This is a genomic window from Bacteroides sedimenti, assembly GCF_040365225.1.
GTDB lineage: Bacteria > Bacteroidota > Bacteroidia > Bacteroidales > Bacteroidaceae > Bacteroides > Bacteroides sedimenti.
In genome coordinates this window covers 734,708-752,702 of record NZ_AP028055.1, presented here as the reverse complement: position 1 = coordinate 752,702, position 17,995 = coordinate 734,708, and the positions used below count along the sequence as shown (strand labels likewise).

The window sequence follows — 17,995 nt, the reverse complement described above, 5'->3', positions numbered from 1 at the left end:
CAAGAAAAACAATGAATTACAAATATATAATATCATGGATTTAGATTTTAATAAAATGGACGGATTAATTCCGGCAATTATACAAGATAACTACACCTCAAAAGTGCTGATGCTTGGATTCATGAACAAAGATGCTTATGAAAAAACGCTGGCAACAGGAAAGGTAACTTTCTTCAGTAGAACCAAAAACAGACTTTGGACCAAAGGTGAAGAAAGCGGAAACTTTCTCAATGTCGTATCCATAAAAGAAGATTGTGACAAAGATACATTACTGATAAAAGTAAACCCTGTAGGTCCTGTATGCCACACCGGTTCGGACACATGCTGGAATGAAGATAACACGGAAGACATCATGTTTCTTAAGTATCTGCAGGATTTCATCTGCAAACGTTACGATGAGATGCCTGAAAAGTCATACACCACCTCATTATTCAAATCGGGAGTAAACCGTATGGCTCAGAAGGTTGGTGAGGAAGCTGTTGAAACAGTTATTGAAGCTACAAACGGTACTAAGGATGGCTTTATATATGAAGCATCGGATTTAATTTATCACCTGATTGTACTTCTTACCTCAAAAGGATATCGGATTGAGGATCTGGCAAGAGAACTTAAGAAAAGACATAAAGAATAAAAATATATAAGTATGAGCGAACCACTCATTAACTATCTGAATGTAGAAATTGCCCAACAGGATGCTTGTTTACTTAGAAATGTGAACATGCAAGTGAATGCTGGTGATTTTTTATATATAATAGGGAAAGTAGGAACAGGTAAAACCAGCTTACTGAAGACTATTTATGGAGAATTGAGTATCGCTTCAGGGGAAGCAGAGGTATTAGGAAGTAATATAAAGTCTATAAAGCGAAAGAATATTCCACAACTCAGAAGAAAACTTGGAATCATTTTTCAGGATTTTCAGCTGTTGACAGACCGTACGGTCAATGGAAATTTAGAATTTGTATTACGTGCCACTGGATGGAAAGATAAACAGGAAATAAAAAACCGCATTGATGAAGTACTTGAGCAGGTTGGGATGACAAATAAAGAGGATAGATTCCCTAATGAGCTATCTGGAGGAGAACAACAACGCATTGTTATTGCAAGAGCAATATTAAACTCTCCTTCCATAATACTAGCCGATGAACCAACCGGTAATTTAGATGCAGAAACGGGACGAAAAATTGTTGAGCTGCTTCACAACATCAGCCGCAATGGAGCCTCTGTAATCATGACAACTCATAATACACAATTAGTGAAAGAATTTCCGGGTTTAGTTTTCAAATGCAAAAATAATGAATTACAGGATGCTACTCATGAATTTTATAATGAAACAAGATCTCTGAACAAAGAAGAACATGAGATAAATGAGTCAGCATTAGAGACGACTTACTCACAAGCCGAATTTGTAAGTGAAGAAGAGGCGGACAATGAATAATAACAATTTAACAGTGTAAAGAAGATGAAAGTTTTAAAGTTTGGAGGTACTTCCGTTGGTTCTGCCGAACGGATGAAAGAGGTTGCCAAATTAATTACCGATGGTGAAAAGAAGATTGTAGTGCTTTCAGCGATGTCGGGCACAACAAACACATTAGTCGAAATTTCGGATTACTTATACAAAAAGAATCCTGATGGTGCCAATGAAATCATCAACGAATTAGAAAAGAAATATAAAAAACATGTTGATGAGCTCTATTCTACAGATGAGTATAAACAGAAAGGGCTGGAAATCATTAAATCACATTTTGATTACATTCGTTCTTACACCAAAGATCTGTTTACACTCTTCGAAGAGAAAGTGGTTCTTGCACAGGGAGAACTGATTTCCACTGCAATGGTAAACAACTACCTTTGCGAATGTGGCGTAAAATCGGTTTTACTTCCGGCACTCGAGTTTATGCGTACAGACAAAAACGCTGAACCAGACCCTAAATACATCAAAGAAAAGCTTGCGGTTCAGTTAGAGCTTTATCCTGATGCTGAAATTTACATCACTCAAGGATTCATCTGCCGCAATGCTTATGGTGAAATTGATAACCTACAACGTGGTGGTAGCGACTATACCGCTTCATTGATTGGTGCTGCCGTAAATGCTGCCGAGATTCAGATCTGGACAGATATCGACGGACTTCACAACAACGATCCTCGCATTGTTGACAAAACAGCTCCGGTTCGCCAGCTTCATTTTGAAGAAGCAGCCGAATTGGCTTATTTTGGTGCAAAGATTCTTCACCCTACATGTGTTCAGCCGGCAAAATATGCAAATATTCCGGTTCGTCTGCTAAACACCATGGAACCAACAGCTCCAGGTACGCTTATCTCAAACGAAACAGAAAAAGATAAAATCAAGGCCGTTGCTGCAAAAGATAATATCACTGCTATCAAGATCAAATCAAGCCGCATGCTATTGGCACACGGATTCCTTAGAAAGGTGTTCGAAATATTCGAAAGCTACCAGACTTCTATCGACATGGTGTGTACTTCTGAAGTAGGAGTTTCAGTTTCAATCGACAACACAAAACATTTACCCGAAATTCTGGACGACCTGAAGAAATATGGTACTGTAACAGTTGATCAGGATATGTGTATTATCTGTGTTGTGGGTGACTTAAAATGGGAAAATGTAGGATTCGAGGCAATTGCACTTGATGCAATGCGCAATATTCCTGTTCGTATGATTTCTTATGGTGGGAGCAATTACAATATTTCGTTTCTCATCAAGGAATCAGACAAAAAAGCTGCTTTGCAGTCACTTAGCGATCTACTGTTTAATAACAAATAAGAGAGTTGGAATATGAAAGGAAATTTCCCAATTAATAAATTTCGCGAGTTAGAAACGCCTTTCTATTTTTACGATACCAAAATATTAAGGGATACGCTTGAGTGTGTAAATAACGAGGCTAAGAGATATGGCAATTACATCGTTCATTATGCAGTTAAGGCAAATGCTAATCCTAAAGTTCTTTCTATAATCAGAGAGAACTACCTTGGTGCCGACTGTGTTAGCGGTGGAGAAATCCGAGCTGCAATCAAAGCAGGCTTCCCTGCATCTAAAATCGTTTTTGCAGGTGTTGGAAAAGCTGATTGGGAAATCAATCTCGGTTTGGATTACGGAATCTTCTGCTTCAACGTAGAATCCATACCCGAACTGGAGGTTATCAACGAACTGGCTGGTGCAAAAGGAAAAGTTGCATCAGTGGCTCTGCGAATCAATCCCAACGTAGGAGCACATACTCATGCCAATATTACTACCGGTCTGAAAGAAAACAAATTTGGTATCAATCTGGACGACCTAGACGATGTAATAGACAGGGTAAATGCATTACCTAATGTAAAACTGGTAGGATTGCATTTCCATATTGGTTCTCAAATCCTTGATATGGGCGACTTTGTAGGATTATGTAATCGTGTAAACGAAATACAAGAGAGGTTATCCAACCGCCGCATTATTGTTGAGCACATAAATGTAGGTGGAGGACTTGGGATTGATTACCAACACCCAAACAAACAACCGATTCCTGATTTTGCAGCTTACTTTGCCACATTCCACAAGCATCTGAAATTGCAACCATCACAAACATTGCATTTTGAACTTGGACGCTCAATTGTTGGCCAATGCGGTAGCTTAATCAGCAAGGTGTTGTATGTTAAACAAGGTGCAAACAAACAATTCGCTATTCTGGATGGTGGTATGACAGACTTGATTCGCCCGGCTCTTTATCAGGCTTATCATAAGATAGAGAATATTACATCGGAAGAACCTGTGGAAAAATACGATGTAGTAGGTCCTATTTGTGAGTCGTCTGATGTATTTGGAAAAGCTTTCGACCTCAACAAGGTTAAGCGCGGAGACCTTTTGGCTCTTCGTTCGGCCGGTGCATATGGAGAGATAATGGCTTCTGGATACAATTGCAGAGAACTTCCAAAAGGCTATACATCTGATGAACTGATGTGATAAAATGATTATAAAAGTAAAAGGATGACCAAAAGTCATCCTTTTACTTTTTTATAGAATCGCCAGATTGTAATTGACGGAAATTCTCTGCATCAAAAACTGAATTGTATTCATAGTAATTCCAATATTTAGTGTACTTTTGCAACAACAAAAAAAGATATCAAGAAATGGATTTACTGGCATTCAACATAGTCGAAATTATTTTACTGGCAACCATTGGTTTGCTTCTTATTATTCAGGCAATTTACTACTTCACACTTTACAATCAATTACACATTCACAATAAAGCCGAAAAAGAAGGAGATTTAATATATGAGGATAAATATCCCCCGGTATCAGTTATTATTTGTGCCAGAAATGAATCGGAAAATCTACAGAAGTTTCTGCCTGCCGTTTTGGAACAGGACTATCCAAACTTTGAGGTAATCGTTGTCAACGACGGATCGACAGATGAAAGTGAAGATGTACTCACTATATTTGAGGATAAATACAGCAATTTATATCACTCGTTTACTCCAGATGGAGCTCGCTATATCAGCCGAAAGAAACTAGCCCTTACAGTGGGCATCAAAGCAAGTAAGCACGACTGGCTAGTATTTACAGAAGCCAACTGTCGTCCGGTGAGCAGAGACTGGTTAAAATTAATGGCACGAAACTTTACCCCGAGTACAGATATTGTACTTGGATACAGCGGATACGAGCAAGGTAAAGGGTGGTTTCAGCGAAAAGCTGCTTTCACCAACCTGCTAATGTCCATCCGTTATTTGGGATTTGCCCTGCTTGATAAGCCTTTTATGGGAATTGGACGAAACATGGCTTATCGGAAAGAGTTGTTTTTTAAGAATAAAGGATTCTCATCACACCTGAATCTGCAACGTGGTGATGATGATTTGTTTATCAATGAGGTAGCAACTCCATTCAATACGAAAGTTGAGACATCACCCGGGGCTATTGTAAGGATGGAATCTGCTATTAGCTATAAGTTCTGGAAAGAAGAGAAAGTGAGCTACCTGGCTACTTCGCGTTACTACCATGGCATGCAAAGGTTTCTAACAGGGTTCGAAACCACTTCACGTTTATTTTTCCTGACAGCATGTGTATCAACACTTGCCTACAGCATCATTATGCAGCAATGGTTGATATTAGGAATTGCAATTCTGGCATATGTACTACGTTATGTAATGCAGATGGTCATCATAAATCGTACTGCATCTGAAATGAATGAAAAGAGATACTATTTCACCCTTCCTCTGTTCGATGTCATTCAACCCATCGATATTCTGAAGTTCAAATTATACAGAAGGTTCAGAGGAAAAGGCGACTTTATGAGAAGATAGCCTAACACAAGGGATAGGAAATCTATTTCCTAAGTCATAAAGTAATAAATTATCAGTTACTCTTATTTATTCAAACTGAATAGACTTGGCAGGATGAATCCTGGAAATAAGATAAGATGGGCCCAGTAGCATCAACACTGAAACAATAAATGTCCCGATATTCAACAAAAGAAACAACCAGATGTTGAATTCCACCGGTACGTGGTCAATGTAGTATGTCTCCGGATTTAGTTTGAAAATCTGAAATTTAGATTGTATGAAACAGAAAAGTAAGCCAACAATGTTTCCCCATAACATCCCCTTCCCTATCAAAAATACAGAGAAATAGAGAAAAATTTCACGGATTCCAAAATTCTTTGCTCCCAGAGCTTTCAGAATACCAATCATGTTGGTCCTTTCCAAAATAATAATCAGCAACCCGGAAATCATTGTAAAACCAGCTACTCCTATCATTAAAATAAGTATCACCCAAACATTCATATCCAACAATCCTAGCCAGGCAAAAACGGAAGGATTCAGCTCCTCTATGGTCTGAACATAATAAACCCCTCCATATTTATCAACCTGTTTGTCTACATGCCCATAGATTTCTTGAGCAACCTTATTTAATTCATCATAGTTTTTCACCTGAATCTCCAAACCTGTAGACTGTACGGGGTCCCAGTGATTAAGCCGATTTACCGTGTGAATATCCGTCAACAAGAACAGATTATCGTATTCTGAGAAATTTGTTTGATAGATACCTTTAACAGTGAGTTTTCTTGCCCTTACTTCACTTTGAATAAAATAAGTAAGAATCTTATCTCCCAGCTTTAAACGTAGTTTGTTTGCCAAAGATTTCGAAATAAGCACTTCATTAGAGGAAGAAGAGTCCGAGAATGAGGGTATCTCACCTTCGAGAAGATGTTTTCGGAAGAAAGTCGGGTCGAATTCCTGCCCAACTCCTTTCAATACCATTCCCTGGAATGCATTATTTGTCTTTATCATTCCAGGCTTAGTAGAGAAACGTTGCACATGCTTCACTCCTTGCAAAGAAGAGATTACCTTCATGATACTATCATTGGTGACTACCGGACGAGTTTCATAAGAAAGAGAAGAGTCAAAGTTACTAATTTGAATATGAGAACCAAAGCCTACAACTTTGCTTCTGATTTCATTTTTAAAACCAATAACCACAGCCACCGAAACAATCATTACCGCCAAACCAATTGCAATGCCAAGCATAGCTATACGGATAGCCGGTTTTGAAACTTGTTTTCCTGCTTCTTTTCCGGAGTATATTCTTCGGGCAACGTAGAGTGCAAAATTCATATTTATTTTCCTCCCATTAAAAAGGTTAGCGCTTTATTCCTGTAGATAATATTCTTTGTTACCAATAAAGGAATCAGCAGACCAGCAATCACAGCAGCCACTAAAGCAATACCGTAACATACAGGTGTAAAAATAACAATTTTTTCAAAAACAACACGCACCATATAGACTCCTGCCATGTGAAGCAAATAGATATAGGCACTGTATTTACCTAATGCCATCAGCCATTTGCTTTTATCCTGAGAGATATAAGCCACGCAAATAACCATGTAACTCCCGGCAAAACCACATATCAGATTTAAAATCTGTTTCGTAAAACCAACAGGTACCGATTCTCTTATCAGATAGGCAAGAACCAATACCAGCAAAGCTATAAGCGAATAGCTAACCGAGTAATGCTTCTTCGGCCGGTCGGTCAACAAAAAGAGTAGCATCCCCCCCCAGAAATAAACAATGAATGAATGTACAAATGATAAATAGAAGATTTGCGGCAATGGAATAAAATACAGCAAGAGCGAAAGTGTTCCCAATATGAATATGCCTCCTTTGCTTCTCATGCAAAGAATAGAAATCGCGAATATCACAAACAAGGTATAAACAAACCAAAGAAACACAGCCGAACCTCCTACGTTTGTATACAGAATTTCAACCAGATAGCGCCAATCTACCGATCTTTTAACCGGCATAAAAAAACCTAAAGCAAAATTCAGCAAGGCTATTAGAGCAGAAATAAAGAAATAGGGAACCATCAGACGGTTGAACTTCTTCTTCAGGAAAGGGAGCAAAGAAATTTTGTCCGGCTTACTTCGCAAAGACATCTGAAACAGAAAGCCGGACAAAACCATGAATAAAGGCATATGAAATGAAAAAATCAGGTTCTTCATTTCAATATAATATGCGGGCATGTATACTGTTGAAGTAAAATGACCGACTACGACCAATATAATACCTAGAGCTTTGGAAAGCGTTATGTAATCATACTGCTTCATGGAGTACATTAATCAACTCTTCCCGGATAGGCTTCAAGTGCTTTACCCAGAATAAAAAGAGCCCGAGTGAGATCTTCTTTTTTCAATACGTACGCAATACGCACTTCATTGTATCCTGCACCCGGTGTAGTATAGAAACCAGAAGCCGGAGCCATGAACACAGTTTCTCCTTCGTACTGGAAATCGGAAAGACACCATGCACAGAACTTATCTGAGTCATCGACCGGAAGTTTGGCTACCGTGTAAAAGGCACCCATTGGAATTGGTGAATAGACACCCGGAATTTTATTCAGTCCGTCAATCAAACATTTACGGCGTTCAACATATTCGTCATAGTTCTCTCTGAAATAATCTTCGGGAGCATCCAGAGAAGCCTCAGCAGCAATCTGACCGATGAGCGGAGGGCTTAAACGTGCCTGACAGAATTTCATTACGGCATTACGAACCTCTTTATTCTTTGTGATCAGAGCCCCAATACGAATACCGCATTCAGAGTATCTTTTAGAAACCGAATCAATCAGAACTACATTGTTTTCAATTCCTTCCAAATGACAGGCCGAAATATATGGAGAACCAGTGTAGATAAATTCACGGTAAACCTCATCTGAGAAAAGGAAAAGATCATATTTCTTAACCATGTCTCTTATCTGATTCATCTCTTTACGAGTATACAAATACCCAGTTGGGTTATTCGGATTACAAATCAAAATTCCTTTTGTCCTTTCATTAATAAGTTCTTCGAACTTTTCAACTTTAGGAAGAGAAAAACCTTCTTCAATAGTAGTTGATACCGTGCGTATTACTGCTCCAGCAGATATAGCAAAGGCCATGTAGTTGGCATAAGCTGGTTCGGGAACTATAATTTCATCTCCCGGATTCAGGCAGGACATAAAGGCAAACAACACAGCTTCTGAACCGCCGGTAGTAATGATAATATCATCTGCCGTCAGGTTTATATTGAATTTCTTGTAATATTGTGTGAGTTTTTCCCGATAACTTCTGTATCCGTCACTTGGACTATATTCCAGAATTGTACGGTCAATATTTCGAATCGCATCAAGCGCGGCTTTAGGAGTTGGAAGGTCTGGCTGACCAATATTCAGATGATACACATGAATTCCTTTTTGTTTTGCAGCTTCAGCTAGCGGAGCCAGTTTCCTGATCGGTGATGCGGGCATTTCGGTTCCACGGATGGATATAGTTGGCATACTTTTAAGTATTAAAAAAATATTTTCGTTTGAGGTGCAAAGATAGGACTTCAAAAGTAACCAAGCAAACAAATAGTTAACAAAAATACCTCTTAGTTTTCTTTAAGTTAAGTTTTAGAGGCAAACATATAATATTTCAAATATAATATGTAAATTTGACTATCCTTAATGAGAAACGCACCATGATAACAATTCATCTGATTACCTTCTCATCTGCTTTACAGAAACAGTCATCTATCTACAAGATGCACGAAGTGCTGCTGAGCGAACTTGAAAAATTCTTCAAGATTAAATATGTGGATTATAAAGAGCTTTACACATTATCGGAAGACGATTTCAAGCTTGTATTTATTGCCACAGGAGGCGTTGAAAAATTCGTAGTTCAAAGCTTTGAAGCACTACCTCAACCTATGATTCTTCTAACAGACGGCATGCAGAATTCACTCTCTGCATCACTGGAAATTTCATACTGGTTGCAATGTAAAGGTCTGAAATCGGAAATCCTGCACGGAGAAACAGAATCCATTGTACAAAGAATAAATGTGCATTATAATAACTTTGAAGCACAAAAAAATATAAAAGGAAAAAAAATAGGCGTTATTGGTACTCCATCTTCCTGGCTAATTGCAAGCGGCGTTGATTATCTGCTTAGTAAACGGCGGTGGGGGATCGAATTCCTCAATATACCTATTGAGAATATAGTAAAAAGATACGAAGAAATCACGGAAGATGAAGTAGGAGAACAAGCTGCAATCATTGCAGGAAAAGCTCTTGCATGTAGGGAGGCATCACCCGATGATATGATCAGGGCGATGCGGGTCTACAAAGCAGTTAAGCAGATCTGTGAAAAAGAAAACTTATCTGCAATTACCCTAAACTGTTATAAGCTGATTTCAATGATCGGCACCACCGGTTGTCTTGCTCTATCATTATTGAATGATGAAGGAATAGTTGCAGGTTGTGAAGGAGATCTTCAGTCAATATTCACTTTCCTGGCTATAAAAGCAGTAGTAGGAAAAACCGCATTTATGGCAAATCCCATAGAAGTTAATATCAAGAAAAATGAGATTGTATTTGCCCATTGCAGTGTAAGCACTAAATTGACAGAACAGTTTATTATCCGTAATCATTTTGAAAGCAACTCGGGAGTATCAATTCAGGGAATCTTGCCCATCGGAGATGTTACAGTTATAAAATGTGGAGGAGAATGCCTTGACGAGTATTATGTAACTTCTGGCAGATTGACTGAAAACACAAATTTCTTGAATGCATGTCGCACACAAATACGTGTTAAGTTGGACTCACCAGCTGATTATTTTCTAAAAAATCCTATCGGAAATCATCATTTGGTAATATTAGGAAATTATGAAGAAGCATTAGATGCCTTTTTTGCCTCCAACAACTGCAAGCGTGTAGAATGAGACAACATCAGCCTCATTCTACAATAAAATCTTATTAGAGAATAAGTGCTTTCTGCCAGACACCTCCCGTTAATTCCATAACAACATTTATTCCGGCGGATTTCAACGCTTGAAGTGCTTCAGTACGGCCATCATTAACAAGTTCAGGAAAGTGCGAATCAGAGTTTACCAAAACGGGAATATTCATTTCTCTGATCAAAGAAAAATTAGTCACACTTGGATAAAAAACGCCTAATTGATGAAAAGCTTTTGTATTGATTTCCATCATATATCCTTTTTCAGCAATATATGCAAAAAGTTCTCTTACTGTTTGCTTATACCATTCCTGTGCAGTTACATCTACCTGGCAAAAAGAGGCATTATATGCAATCTTATCTGCATGCCCAACAATGTCAAACCCACCTAGCCCGACCATTGTCATTAACTGATTATAATAGGCAAGGACTGTAGTTTTCAAATCATTATGAAAGTGCTTCTCAAGTCTTTCCTTAAATACCTCTTTGCTGCAATCAATATCTACGATTTCCCCTTTCTCGTCTTTAAGAAGATGTACTGAGCCTATGCGATAATCCAGTGGTAAATTCTGAAAGTATTCTGCAGCTGGGTTGCTATTTTCGTCAAGATAGTCAATCTCCAGCCCGATATAGAGCTCAATCTTATCCTTATATATCTTCTTTAATTTGAAAAATTCATCAAGGTAAGAACTAACATTCTCTTTCTCCATCGTCCATCGTGTTGGAAAAGGGAGTGGTGCATGTGATGAAATGCCATAAGATGTAAATCCTTGTCGTATGGCTTCCTTAATAAAATCTTCCATCGGTGCCCTTCCGTCACAGAACGTGGTATGGCTATGATAATTCGTAAGATTCATAATTTATCCTTCAATTTCGCTTAATTCGAGCCATCTCATAGTCTTCTCGTCAATCAAATCAATAATCTCAGCTATTCTTTTTGATTTTTCCATTAATTGTGAAGCAGGAACATCACCGGTACAAAGATCTGCTTCCAGATCTGCCTTTTCCTGTTCAAGCTCTTCCAACTCTTTTTCCAACTGAGCGAATTCATTTCGCTCCTTAAAGGTCATTTTGCGTTTATCATTTATACGAACCCTTGCTGTTTTTTCTTCTTTTGGTTTTTCGGCTTCTTTTTCCTTCTGCTTCTTTGCTTCGCTCCAATCGCGGTAATCAGAATAATTCCCCGGAAAATCACGGATATCACCTTGTCCATTGAATACAAGTAAGTGATCAACAACCTTATCCATGAAATAGCGGTCGTGAGAAACCACAATCACGCATCCTTTAAAGTTGACCAAATATTCTTCCAGCACATTCAAGGTTACGATATCAAGGTCATTGGTTGGCTCATCAAGCACAAGAAAATTAGGATTCCTCATCAATACGGTACAAAGATAGAGACGCCTTTTCTCGCCACCACTTAATTTGTACACATAACTGTGTTGAGTTTCGGGTGTAAAGAGGAAATGCTGAAGAAACTGTGAGGCAGTAAGTTTCTTTCCATCTCCCAGTTCTATTACTTCTGCGATATCCTGTACCACATCAATGACTTTCATCTGTTCGTCGAATTGTAGTCCATCCTGAGAGTAGTAACCAAAACGAACCGTTTCACCCACATCAATATTTCCTTTATCAGGTTTTGCTTCTCCCATCAGGATTTTAATGAAGGTTGACTTTCCTGTTCCGTTATTTCCTACTATCCCCATTTTTTCATAGCGGGCAAATGTATACGAAAAGTCATCCAGGATTTTCAAATCGCCAAAGCTTTTATATACATGTTCTGCCTCAAATATTTTCGAACCGATATAAGAGGCTTTCACGTTCAGTTTCACATTATCATTATTGAAACGCTGTTTGGCTACCTTTTCCAATTCGTAAAAGGCATCTTGTCTGTACTTAGCTTTATGTGCACGTGCCTGTGGCATACGTCGCATCCAGTCCAGTTCCGTGCGGTACAGATTATTGGCCCGTTCAATCTCTACATTAGTAGCATCGATTCGTTCCTGTCTTTTCTCCAGATAATAGCTATAGTTCCCTTTATACTGATAAATCTGTTTATTATCTATTTCAATAATTTCGGAGCATACCCTGTCCAGAAAATAACGATCGTGAGTAACCATCAGCAAGCTAATGTTTGATCGTTTGAGATATTCCTCCAGCCATTCTGTCATATCCAGATCGAGGTGGTTGGTTGGCTCATCAAGAATCAGCAATTCGGGTTCAGTAATCAGTGTATTAGCCAAAGCTACCCTCTTCAGCTGACCGCCGGAAAGTGATTTTATCGGCTGGTCGAAGTTACGGATTTTTAATTGCGAAAGAATCTGCTTTGCCTTTCTTTCATAATCCCAGGCTTTTTCATGATCCATTCGTATAAGCAGTTCCTGCAAACCAGGGTGTCCTTCAGTCTCCATACATGCTTCGTACTCCTTAAGCAACTGCACAGTTGTGTTTTCTGAATGAAAACAAGCCTCAAGTACAGTCAACTCTTCCGGATAATGAGGGTCCTGCTCGAGATACGCCACGCGTAAGTCTCTCCTGAAAACTATATCTCCTTCGTCATACCCCTCTTTCCCGGCTATGATATTTAGTAAGGTTGTTTTCCCACTTCCGTTTTTAGCAATCAGACCCATTCTTTGTCCTTCTGCTATCCCAAATGATATCTTATTAAACAGGACCAAATCGCCAAATGATTTGGTTAACCCGTCTACCTGCATATAACTCGCCATTTTATTCCTCTTATTGCTTATTCAACTCTTTCTCCACCTTTTGTTTTATCTCTTCAAAAATGGCATTCAAAACACATGTTTGTCCCGAATGAATCGGATTCCAAATCAGTTCTGCCGGATAAATCACCAGCTGGCTTTGCTCAAAACGTAATGCCGGAACTTCTTGTTTTCCTTTGATAACAGTGACCCATTCCATACCATCAATCTGGTTCTCAAGTATTGAACCAAATGCAATGCCCAACGAAATCCATGCCTCTCTTTGTTGAGGTTTGAAGCTTCCGTTATCAATTAACTGTTGAATTTTAACAATATCCTCTTCCGAAGAGGTGAAATCTTTCTTCAATTGCTTTTTAATTGTTTTCGAAGTCCAATCAAAAGCTTCATTTACCTCATTGATCTCGAGCACACGAATTGGAATTATTTCGTGAATCAGTTGCCCTATCGGATATATATTTAGCGATGAAATTATCTTTTCAGCCTCATCCACATTGCTTCCGCGTGGAACGGTAAATGTGCATTCAAATGCTACATTATCAATGCCGGTAATCCATACATGTGTTACATAATAAGCGCCTTCTTCCTGAAACATCTCTTTGCTGTATGCACAGTTCAGTTCGCCGACCTTCACAAGGGCTGCATTCTTATTCTCTTTCAACTCATAATCAACCGATTCTTTTCCGTATCTTTTATTTCTATCATCCCTTAATGCAGTAATCCTGAAATTACCAGTCCATTTATTAGGATTGTAAAACAGAAAACAGCCTTCCGAATCCTCAAACTCATTCCATGCAGAAGGGAATATCAACGAAAACCAGGCTCCTGGAGAAATAAACTTTTTACCTTGCACACTCATATATCTATCTTTTCTTATTTTATTAATTATTTGCCGATAGGCTGAATTTTCCCACGCACCTCTTTGGATATTTCGAGGTACATATAGAAACGCTGATGCGCTTTTAATGCCGGAAGATTCTTTTCAAAAACTCTATTCGCATATTCTTTAGACTTTTTGAAGGTAAGCAGTGACATCTCGTTTTGAGATTTGCCAACCATCGTAGAGTCTAATCGTTCATCCGGGAAGAATTCATCCAAATTCACATCACCTATCATTGTTGTTTCCAAAAAATCTCTTTTACTATGTTTCTTATCCAGATAATACCCCACAAACATATGTCCCGGCATCCGTACTAAGATAGGATCTATGTTTATTGCTCTTAGAAGTGACGCAAACAGAACACTACCATCCACACAGTTTACCTGAGACGATTCAAGGGCATCATCGAGAGTACGTACCCGTTGCGAGAAAACCACATTGGAAGATAGGCTCGAAGTTGAGACAGAACTGTATTTAAAATTACGTTTCTGCAACACGTTCCACAGAGCATAAACCTGTTTGTCCACTAAAACCGGATTATTGAACTGGTACCCCACAAAACGATTAACAAGACGGGTATTTAAGGCTTCTCGCAATAACTTGTCAATCATTGGATGCTCTTCGTTGACATATGCAGCAAAGAAAATTCCCGTATCATGAAATCGCTGCTTGCTATCCACATAACCCAACAAACATTCGTTTATACTTCTAACAGAATAGGTACGAACAGTTTGTCCTAATTTGGTTCCATTAAGCTCCACTTCAACAGAAACACTGACTGGTACTGCCTGGTTATTGTTTCTCAAAGCATCATAATTCCATATTACATCCGGAAATATCTGGTAAAATGTTTTTGATTCCTCCAATATAAATTCTGATACAGACTCTTCAAAGAAAGGAGTTTTGGCAAGTGTAATTCTTACTTTACTGTTTGCTCTGGGAGCTCTTAGTCGAATGATAAAGCCAGATTTCGGATTGCCCAGAATGTGATTATCGGTAGGTTTAACAACCAGTGTATCGGTCGTAGCAATTGAAAGAATAGCAGAAGGAAAAACATTGCCTCCCAACTCGTCGACCAGTTTATATCCTTGTCGGAAAAGGTTGTCCCGACATAAATAAAGTGCTCCCGATCCTATAATAAAAACTAACAATGAGATTGAAAGGACTTTCCAGACATTAATATTCTTCATTTTCTTGCTAAAAACAATCATGAAACAAATATAAAGATAACTTTTTATACAGAAAAGGAATGTCACAACTTTGTAATATGTATTTCATTCAACCGTAATAATAAATATGGATCTTTGCGAATAATTAAGAAGAATGCATATATTTGTATAGATAACAAAAGAAAAAAATTATGAATGACAATCGAATTTTAGTTGTTGATGACGAAGAAGATCTTTGTGAGATCCTGAAATTTAATCTTGAGAATGAAGGATTCGAAGTAGATACAGCAAACTCAGCTGAAGAAGCACTGAAATTGAACATCTCTAGCTATGATCTGCTCTTACTGGATGTGATGATGGGTGAGATATCGGGATTTAAGATGGCCAATATTCTCAAAAAAGATAAAAAAACAGCACAAATTCCAATAATATTCATCACAGCAAAGGATACGGAAAACGACACAATCACCGGCTTTAATCTGGGAGCTGACGACTATATCTCTAAACCATTCTCTATCCGCGAAGTAATATCACGAGTTAAGGCTGTTATTCGTCGCACAGGAAATGCAACTGCAAAAGAGAGCAGCGAACAGATTATCTACAAAGGTTTGGTACTTGATATCAGCAAGAAAAAGGTAAGTATAGACGAACATGAAATTTCTTTGACCAAAAAAGAATTTGAGATTCTTCTCCTGTTACTGCAAAACAAAGGACGTGTATTCTCCAGAGAAGATATTCTTTCCAAAATATGGAGCGATGAAGTGTATGTTCTCGATCGTACAATAGATGTAAACATCACTCGCCTACGTAAAAAAATAGGCGAATATGGAAAACAAATAGTTACCCGTCTGGGTTATGGTTATTGCTTTGAAAGTGAATAACTTCGTATCTAATAACATCTGATTATTATATGACTCCAATCAACAAACCACTTTTATCTTTCAACCAAAAGTTACTGCTTTCGGTAGTTGCTCTTTTTGCAGCCTTTTCACTATGTTTTATTGGCTATCAATATCAGCGGGAGAAAGAGTTTAAAGTGGAATTACTAAATACAAAACTACAAGATTATAATGCTCGATTACACGAGGAGATTAACGATTCCAGCAATATAGAAAATGCGCTGAACGGCTTTATTAAACGACATAAATTAAAGGATCTTCGAACAACAGTAATCACCTTAGATGGGAAAGTAATTTTTGATAATCAAAAGAAGGATTACAACCACATAGGGAATCATCTGGAAAGGCCCGAAATAAAAATGGCATTAGAGAGTGGAACCGGTTATTCTGTTAGAAGAACGTCAGAAACTACCGGAGTTTCTTATTTCTATTCGGCCACGCTGTATGACGACTACATAATACGAAGTGCGCTGCCCTACAATGTTGAACTAATCACCAGTTTGAAAGCTGATTACCATTTCGTTTGGTTTACCATATTCATTACTATAATACTCACCATCGCATTTTCCAGATTTACCAGAAAGTTTGGAATGTCCATTGCCCGATTAAGGGAATTTACCGTAAGGGCACACCGCGACGAGCCTTTGGGAATGGATATGGAAAAGACTTTTCCGCATAACGAACTGGGTGAGATTTCGCAACATATTATCAAAATATACAAGCGTCTTCGCGAAACAAAAGAGGCTCTATATATTGAACGCGAAAAGCTGATTACCCATCTGCAAAGTTCTCATGAAGGACTGGGGGTCTTCAATGCCGAAAAAAAAGAAATTCTTGTCAACAGTCTCTTTACACAGTATAGCAACCTGATATCGGATGTCAATCTTCAAAGCGCGGAAGAGGTATTCTCAATTCCGGAGCTACAGAAGATTACCGAATTTATAAACAATGCACCGGCAAAACCGGGAAATCAGGAGAGACGCCTCTCTCTTAATATTGAGAAAAACGGAAGAGTCTTTATTGTTGAATGTATCATTTTCCAGGACCTCAGCTTTGAAGTTTCAATTAATGATGTGACTATGGAAGAGGAACAGCACCGCATGAAAAGGCAGCTGACGCAGAATATTGCTCATGAGTTGAAAACTCCTGTAAGCAGTATCCAAGGATATCTGGAAACCATAGTCAACAATCCGAACCTGCCGAAAGACAAATTCAATACTTTCATAGAAAGATGTTATGCACAAAGCAACCGATTGACCAGGCTGCTAAGGGATATTTCGGTTCTTACCCGAATAGATGAGGCAAGCAACATGATCGACATGGAAAAGGTGGAAGTAAATTCACTGGTACAGAATATAATTAATGAGGTATCTCTGGAGCTTGAAATGAGAAACATCTCCGTTCATAACCTGCTGAAAAAAGATATGTATATCCGCGGAAACGCATCGCTCATCTATTCCATCTTCCGCAATCTGATGGATAATTCCATCTCTTACGCTGGAACCGATATTTCCATCACAATAAAATGCTTCAGAGAAGATGAAACATTCTATTACTTCAGTTTCTCGGATACAGGCGTAGGCGTTTCACCGGAACATTTGAACCGGCTCTTCGAACGATTCTACCGGGTTGACAAAGGACGATCGCGAAAGATAGGCGGTACCGGGCTGGGACTTGCCATCGTGAAGAACTCCATACTTATACACGGAGGAAACATCTCGGCCAAAAATAATAAAGGCGGTGGACTGGAGTTCGTATTCACCCTCGCCAAAAATTAAAAAGCAGGATTGCGAAGATTTTATTCTTCCGCAATCCTGTTTTGTTTAAAATAAATATGTATCTTTGCTTCTGCATTGGTTCTAAAGCCCTATCGGGCAAAAGATGAAAAGGGAATCAGGTGAAAGTCCTGAACAGTCCCGCTGCTGTAAGTTTCAACAAAACGTTGCTGGCAACTACTCACTACCACTGAACTGAATGTTCGGGAAGGTGCCTGCAAACGGAAACAGAGTCAGAAGACCTGCCATGCATGCTTTTCAATAGCTTTCGAGGATAAAGCGTTGAACCACGTAGCCGAATGATAATCATTCCGGTTATA

At 38.6% G+C, this 17,995-nt stretch carries 14 protein-coding genes, 1 pseudogene and 1 riboswitch; of the genes and pseudogenes, 8 read left to right on the top strand and 7 right to left on the bottom strand.

From position 1 onward, the window contains the following. Positions 1-16: 16 nt before the first annotated feature. The 5 genes and pseudogenes from hisIE to ABWU87_RS02885 form a co-directional block, all read left to right on the top strand. Positions 17-631: pseudogene (gene hisIE, locus ABWU87_RS02905) on the top strand (bifunctional phosphoribosyl-AMP cyclohydrolase/phosphoribosyl-ATP diphosphatase HisIE); the annotation flags it as partial. 12 nt (positions 632-643) lie between these two features. Further along, positions 644-1,435, top strand: a complete 792-nt coding sequence (locus tag ABWU87_RS02900) for a cell division ATP-binding protein FtsE (protein ID WP_353333112.1) — start codon at positions 644-646, stop codon at positions 1,433-1,435. A 24-nt stretch (positions 1,436-1,459) separates the two neighbouring features. After that, positions 1,460-2,779, top strand: coding sequence for an aspartate kinase (locus ABWU87_RS02895; RefSeq protein ID WP_353333110.1), 1,320 nt, complete (start codon positions 1,460-1,462; stop codon positions 2,777-2,779). 12 nt (positions 2,780-2,791) lie between these two features. Further along, a complete protein-coding gene (lysA, locus tag ABWU87_RS02890; RefSeq protein WP_353333108.1) occupies positions 2,792-3,952 on the top strand; it encodes a diaminopimelate decarboxylase in 1,161 nt (386 codons plus the stop codon). Positions 3,953-4,119: 167 nt separating this feature from the next. Continuing rightward, positions 4,120-5,289, top strand: coding sequence for a glycosyltransferase (locus tag ABWU87_RS02885; protein WP_353333106.1), 1,170 nt, complete (start codon positions 4,120-4,122; stop codon positions 5,287-5,289). A 66-nt stretch (positions 5,290-5,355) separates the two neighbouring features. On the opposite strand, the gene ABWU87_RS02880 is transcribed toward ABWU87_RS02885, so the two are convergent. Genes ABWU87_RS02880 through ABWU87_RS02870 form a run of 3 tightly spaced genes read right to left on the bottom strand, consistent with a single transcriptional unit; the run spans position 5,356 to position 8,797 of the window. Continuing rightward, the gene (locus tag ABWU87_RS02880; RefSeq protein WP_353333104.1) at positions 5,356-6,600 is read right to left on the bottom strand and encodes an ABC transporter permease; all 1,245 of its coding nucleotides are present in this window, start codon (positions 6,598-6,600) and stop codon (positions 5,356-5,358) included. A 2-nt stretch (positions 6,601-6,602) separates the two neighbouring features. Continuing rightward, positions 6,603-7,589, bottom strand: a complete 987-nt coding sequence (locus ABWU87_RS02875) for an acyltransferase family protein (protein ID WP_353333102.1) — start codon at positions 7,587-7,589, stop codon at positions 6,603-6,605. Between the two features lie 8 nt (positions 7,590-7,597). Continuing rightward, positions 7,598-8,797 carry a pyridoxal phosphate-dependent aminotransferase gene (locus ABWU87_RS02870; RefSeq protein ID WP_353333101.1) on the bottom strand — a complete coding sequence of 400 codons (1,200 nt, stop codon included), beginning with the start codon at positions 8,795-8,797 and terminating at the stop codon, positions 7,598-7,600. Between the two features lie 185 nt (positions 8,798-8,982). Here ABWU87_RS02870 and ABWU87_RS02865 point away from each other — a divergent pair, with 185 nt between their 5' ends. After that, on the top strand, positions 8,983-10,218 hold the full coding sequence (locus ABWU87_RS02865) for a fucose isomerase (protein WP_353334402.1): 1,236 nt from the start codon (positions 8,983-8,985) through the stop codon (positions 10,216-10,218). Between the two features lie 34 nt (positions 10,219-10,252). Here ABWU87_RS02865 and ABWU87_RS02860 read toward each other — a convergent pair whose 3' ends face one another. Genes ABWU87_RS02860 through ABWU87_RS02845 form a run of 4 tightly spaced genes read right to left on the bottom strand, consistent with a single transcriptional unit; the run spans position 10,253 to position 15,022 of the window. After that, complete coding sequence (locus ABWU87_RS02860; protein ID WP_353333100.1) at positions 10,253-11,089, bottom strand: histidinol-phosphatase; 837 nt, start codon at positions 11,087-11,089, stop codon at positions 10,253-10,255. 3 nt (positions 11,090-11,092) lie between these two features. Continuing rightward, positions 11,093-12,958: an ABC-F family ATP-binding cassette domain-containing protein gene (locus ABWU87_RS02855; protein WP_353333099.1), complete on the bottom strand. Its 1,866-nt coding sequence runs from the start codon at positions 12,956-12,958 to the stop codon at positions 11,093-11,095. A 10-nt stretch (positions 12,959-12,968) separates the two neighbouring features. Further along, the gene (locus tag ABWU87_RS02850) at positions 12,969-13,811 is read right to left on the bottom strand and encodes a DUF3805 domain-containing protein (protein ID WP_353333097.1); all 843 of its coding nucleotides are present in this window, start codon (positions 13,809-13,811) and stop codon (positions 12,969-12,971) included. Positions 13,812-13,837: 26 nt separating this feature from the next. Then, positions 13,838-15,022 carry a hypothetical protein gene (locus tag ABWU87_RS02845; RefSeq protein ID WP_353333095.1) on the bottom strand — a complete coding sequence of 395 codons (1,185 nt, stop codon included), beginning with the start codon at positions 15,020-15,022 and terminating at the stop codon, positions 13,838-13,840. A 170-nt stretch (positions 15,023-15,192) separates the two neighbouring features. On the opposite strand from ABWU87_RS02845, the gene ABWU87_RS02840 reads away from it, so the two are divergent. Beyond that, complete coding sequence (locus tag ABWU87_RS02840; RefSeq protein WP_353333093.1) at positions 15,193-15,882, top strand: response regulator transcription factor; 690 nt, start codon at positions 15,193-15,195, stop codon at positions 15,880-15,882. 29 nt (positions 15,883-15,911) lie between these two features. Beyond that, entirely contained in the window at positions 15,912-17,678 is a 1,767-nt protein-coding gene (locus ABWU87_RS02835) for a sensor histidine kinase (RefSeq protein ID WP_353333092.1), read from the top strand. A gap of 58 nt (positions 17,679-17,736) precedes the next feature. Next, positions 17,737-17,939, top strand: a riboswitch (cobalamin riboswitch). Positions 17,940-17,995: the final 56 nt, after the last annotated feature.

Coding starts and splice junctions, on each gene's coding strand:
- ABWU87_RS02900 (WP_353333112.1), top strand. CDS start 644: ATGAGCGAACCACTCATTAACTATCTGAATGTAGAAATTGCCCAACAG.
- ABWU87_RS02895 (WP_353333110.1), top strand. CDS start 1,460: ATGAAAGTTTTAAAGTTTGGAGGTACTTCCGTTGGTTCTGCCGAACGG.
- lysA (WP_353333108.1), top strand. CDS start 2,792: ATGAAAGGAAATTTCCCAATTAATAAATTTCGCGAGTTAGAAACGCCT.
- ABWU87_RS02885 (WP_353333106.1), top strand. CDS start 4,120: ATGGATTTACTGGCATTCAACATAGTCGAAATTATTTTACTGGCAACC.
- ABWU87_RS02880 (WP_353333104.1), bottom strand. CDS start 6,600: ATGAATTTTGCACTCTACGTTGCCCGAAGAATATACTCCGGAAAAGAA.
- ABWU87_RS02875 (WP_353333102.1), bottom strand. CDS start 7,589: ATGAAGCAGTATGATTACATAACGCTTTCCAAAGCTCTAGGTATTATA.
- ABWU87_RS02870 (WP_353333101.1), bottom strand. CDS start 8,797: ATGCCAACTATATCCATCCGTGGAACCGAAATGCCCGCATCACCGATC.
- ABWU87_RS02860 (WP_353333100.1), bottom strand. CDS start 11,089: ATGAATCTTACGAATTATCATAGCCATACCACGTTCTGTGACGGAAGG.
- ABWU87_RS02855 (WP_353333099.1), bottom strand. CDS start 12,958: ATGGCGAGTTATATGCAGGTAGACGGGTTAACCAAATCATTTGGCGAT.
- ABWU87_RS02850 (WP_353333097.1), bottom strand. CDS start 13,811: ATGAGTGTGCAAGGTAAAAAGTTTATTTCTCCAGGAGCCTGGTTTTCG.
- ABWU87_RS02845 (WP_353333095.1), bottom strand. CDS start 15,022: ATGAAGAATATTAATGTCTGGAAAGTCCTTTCAATCTCATTGTTAGTT.
- ABWU87_RS02840 (WP_353333093.1), top strand. CDS start 15,193: ATGAATGACAATCGAATTTTAGTTGTTGATGACGAAGAAGATCTTTGT.
- ABWU87_RS02835 (WP_353333092.1), top strand. CDS start 15,912: ATGACTCCAATCAACAAACCACTTTTATCTTTCAACCAAAAGTTACTG.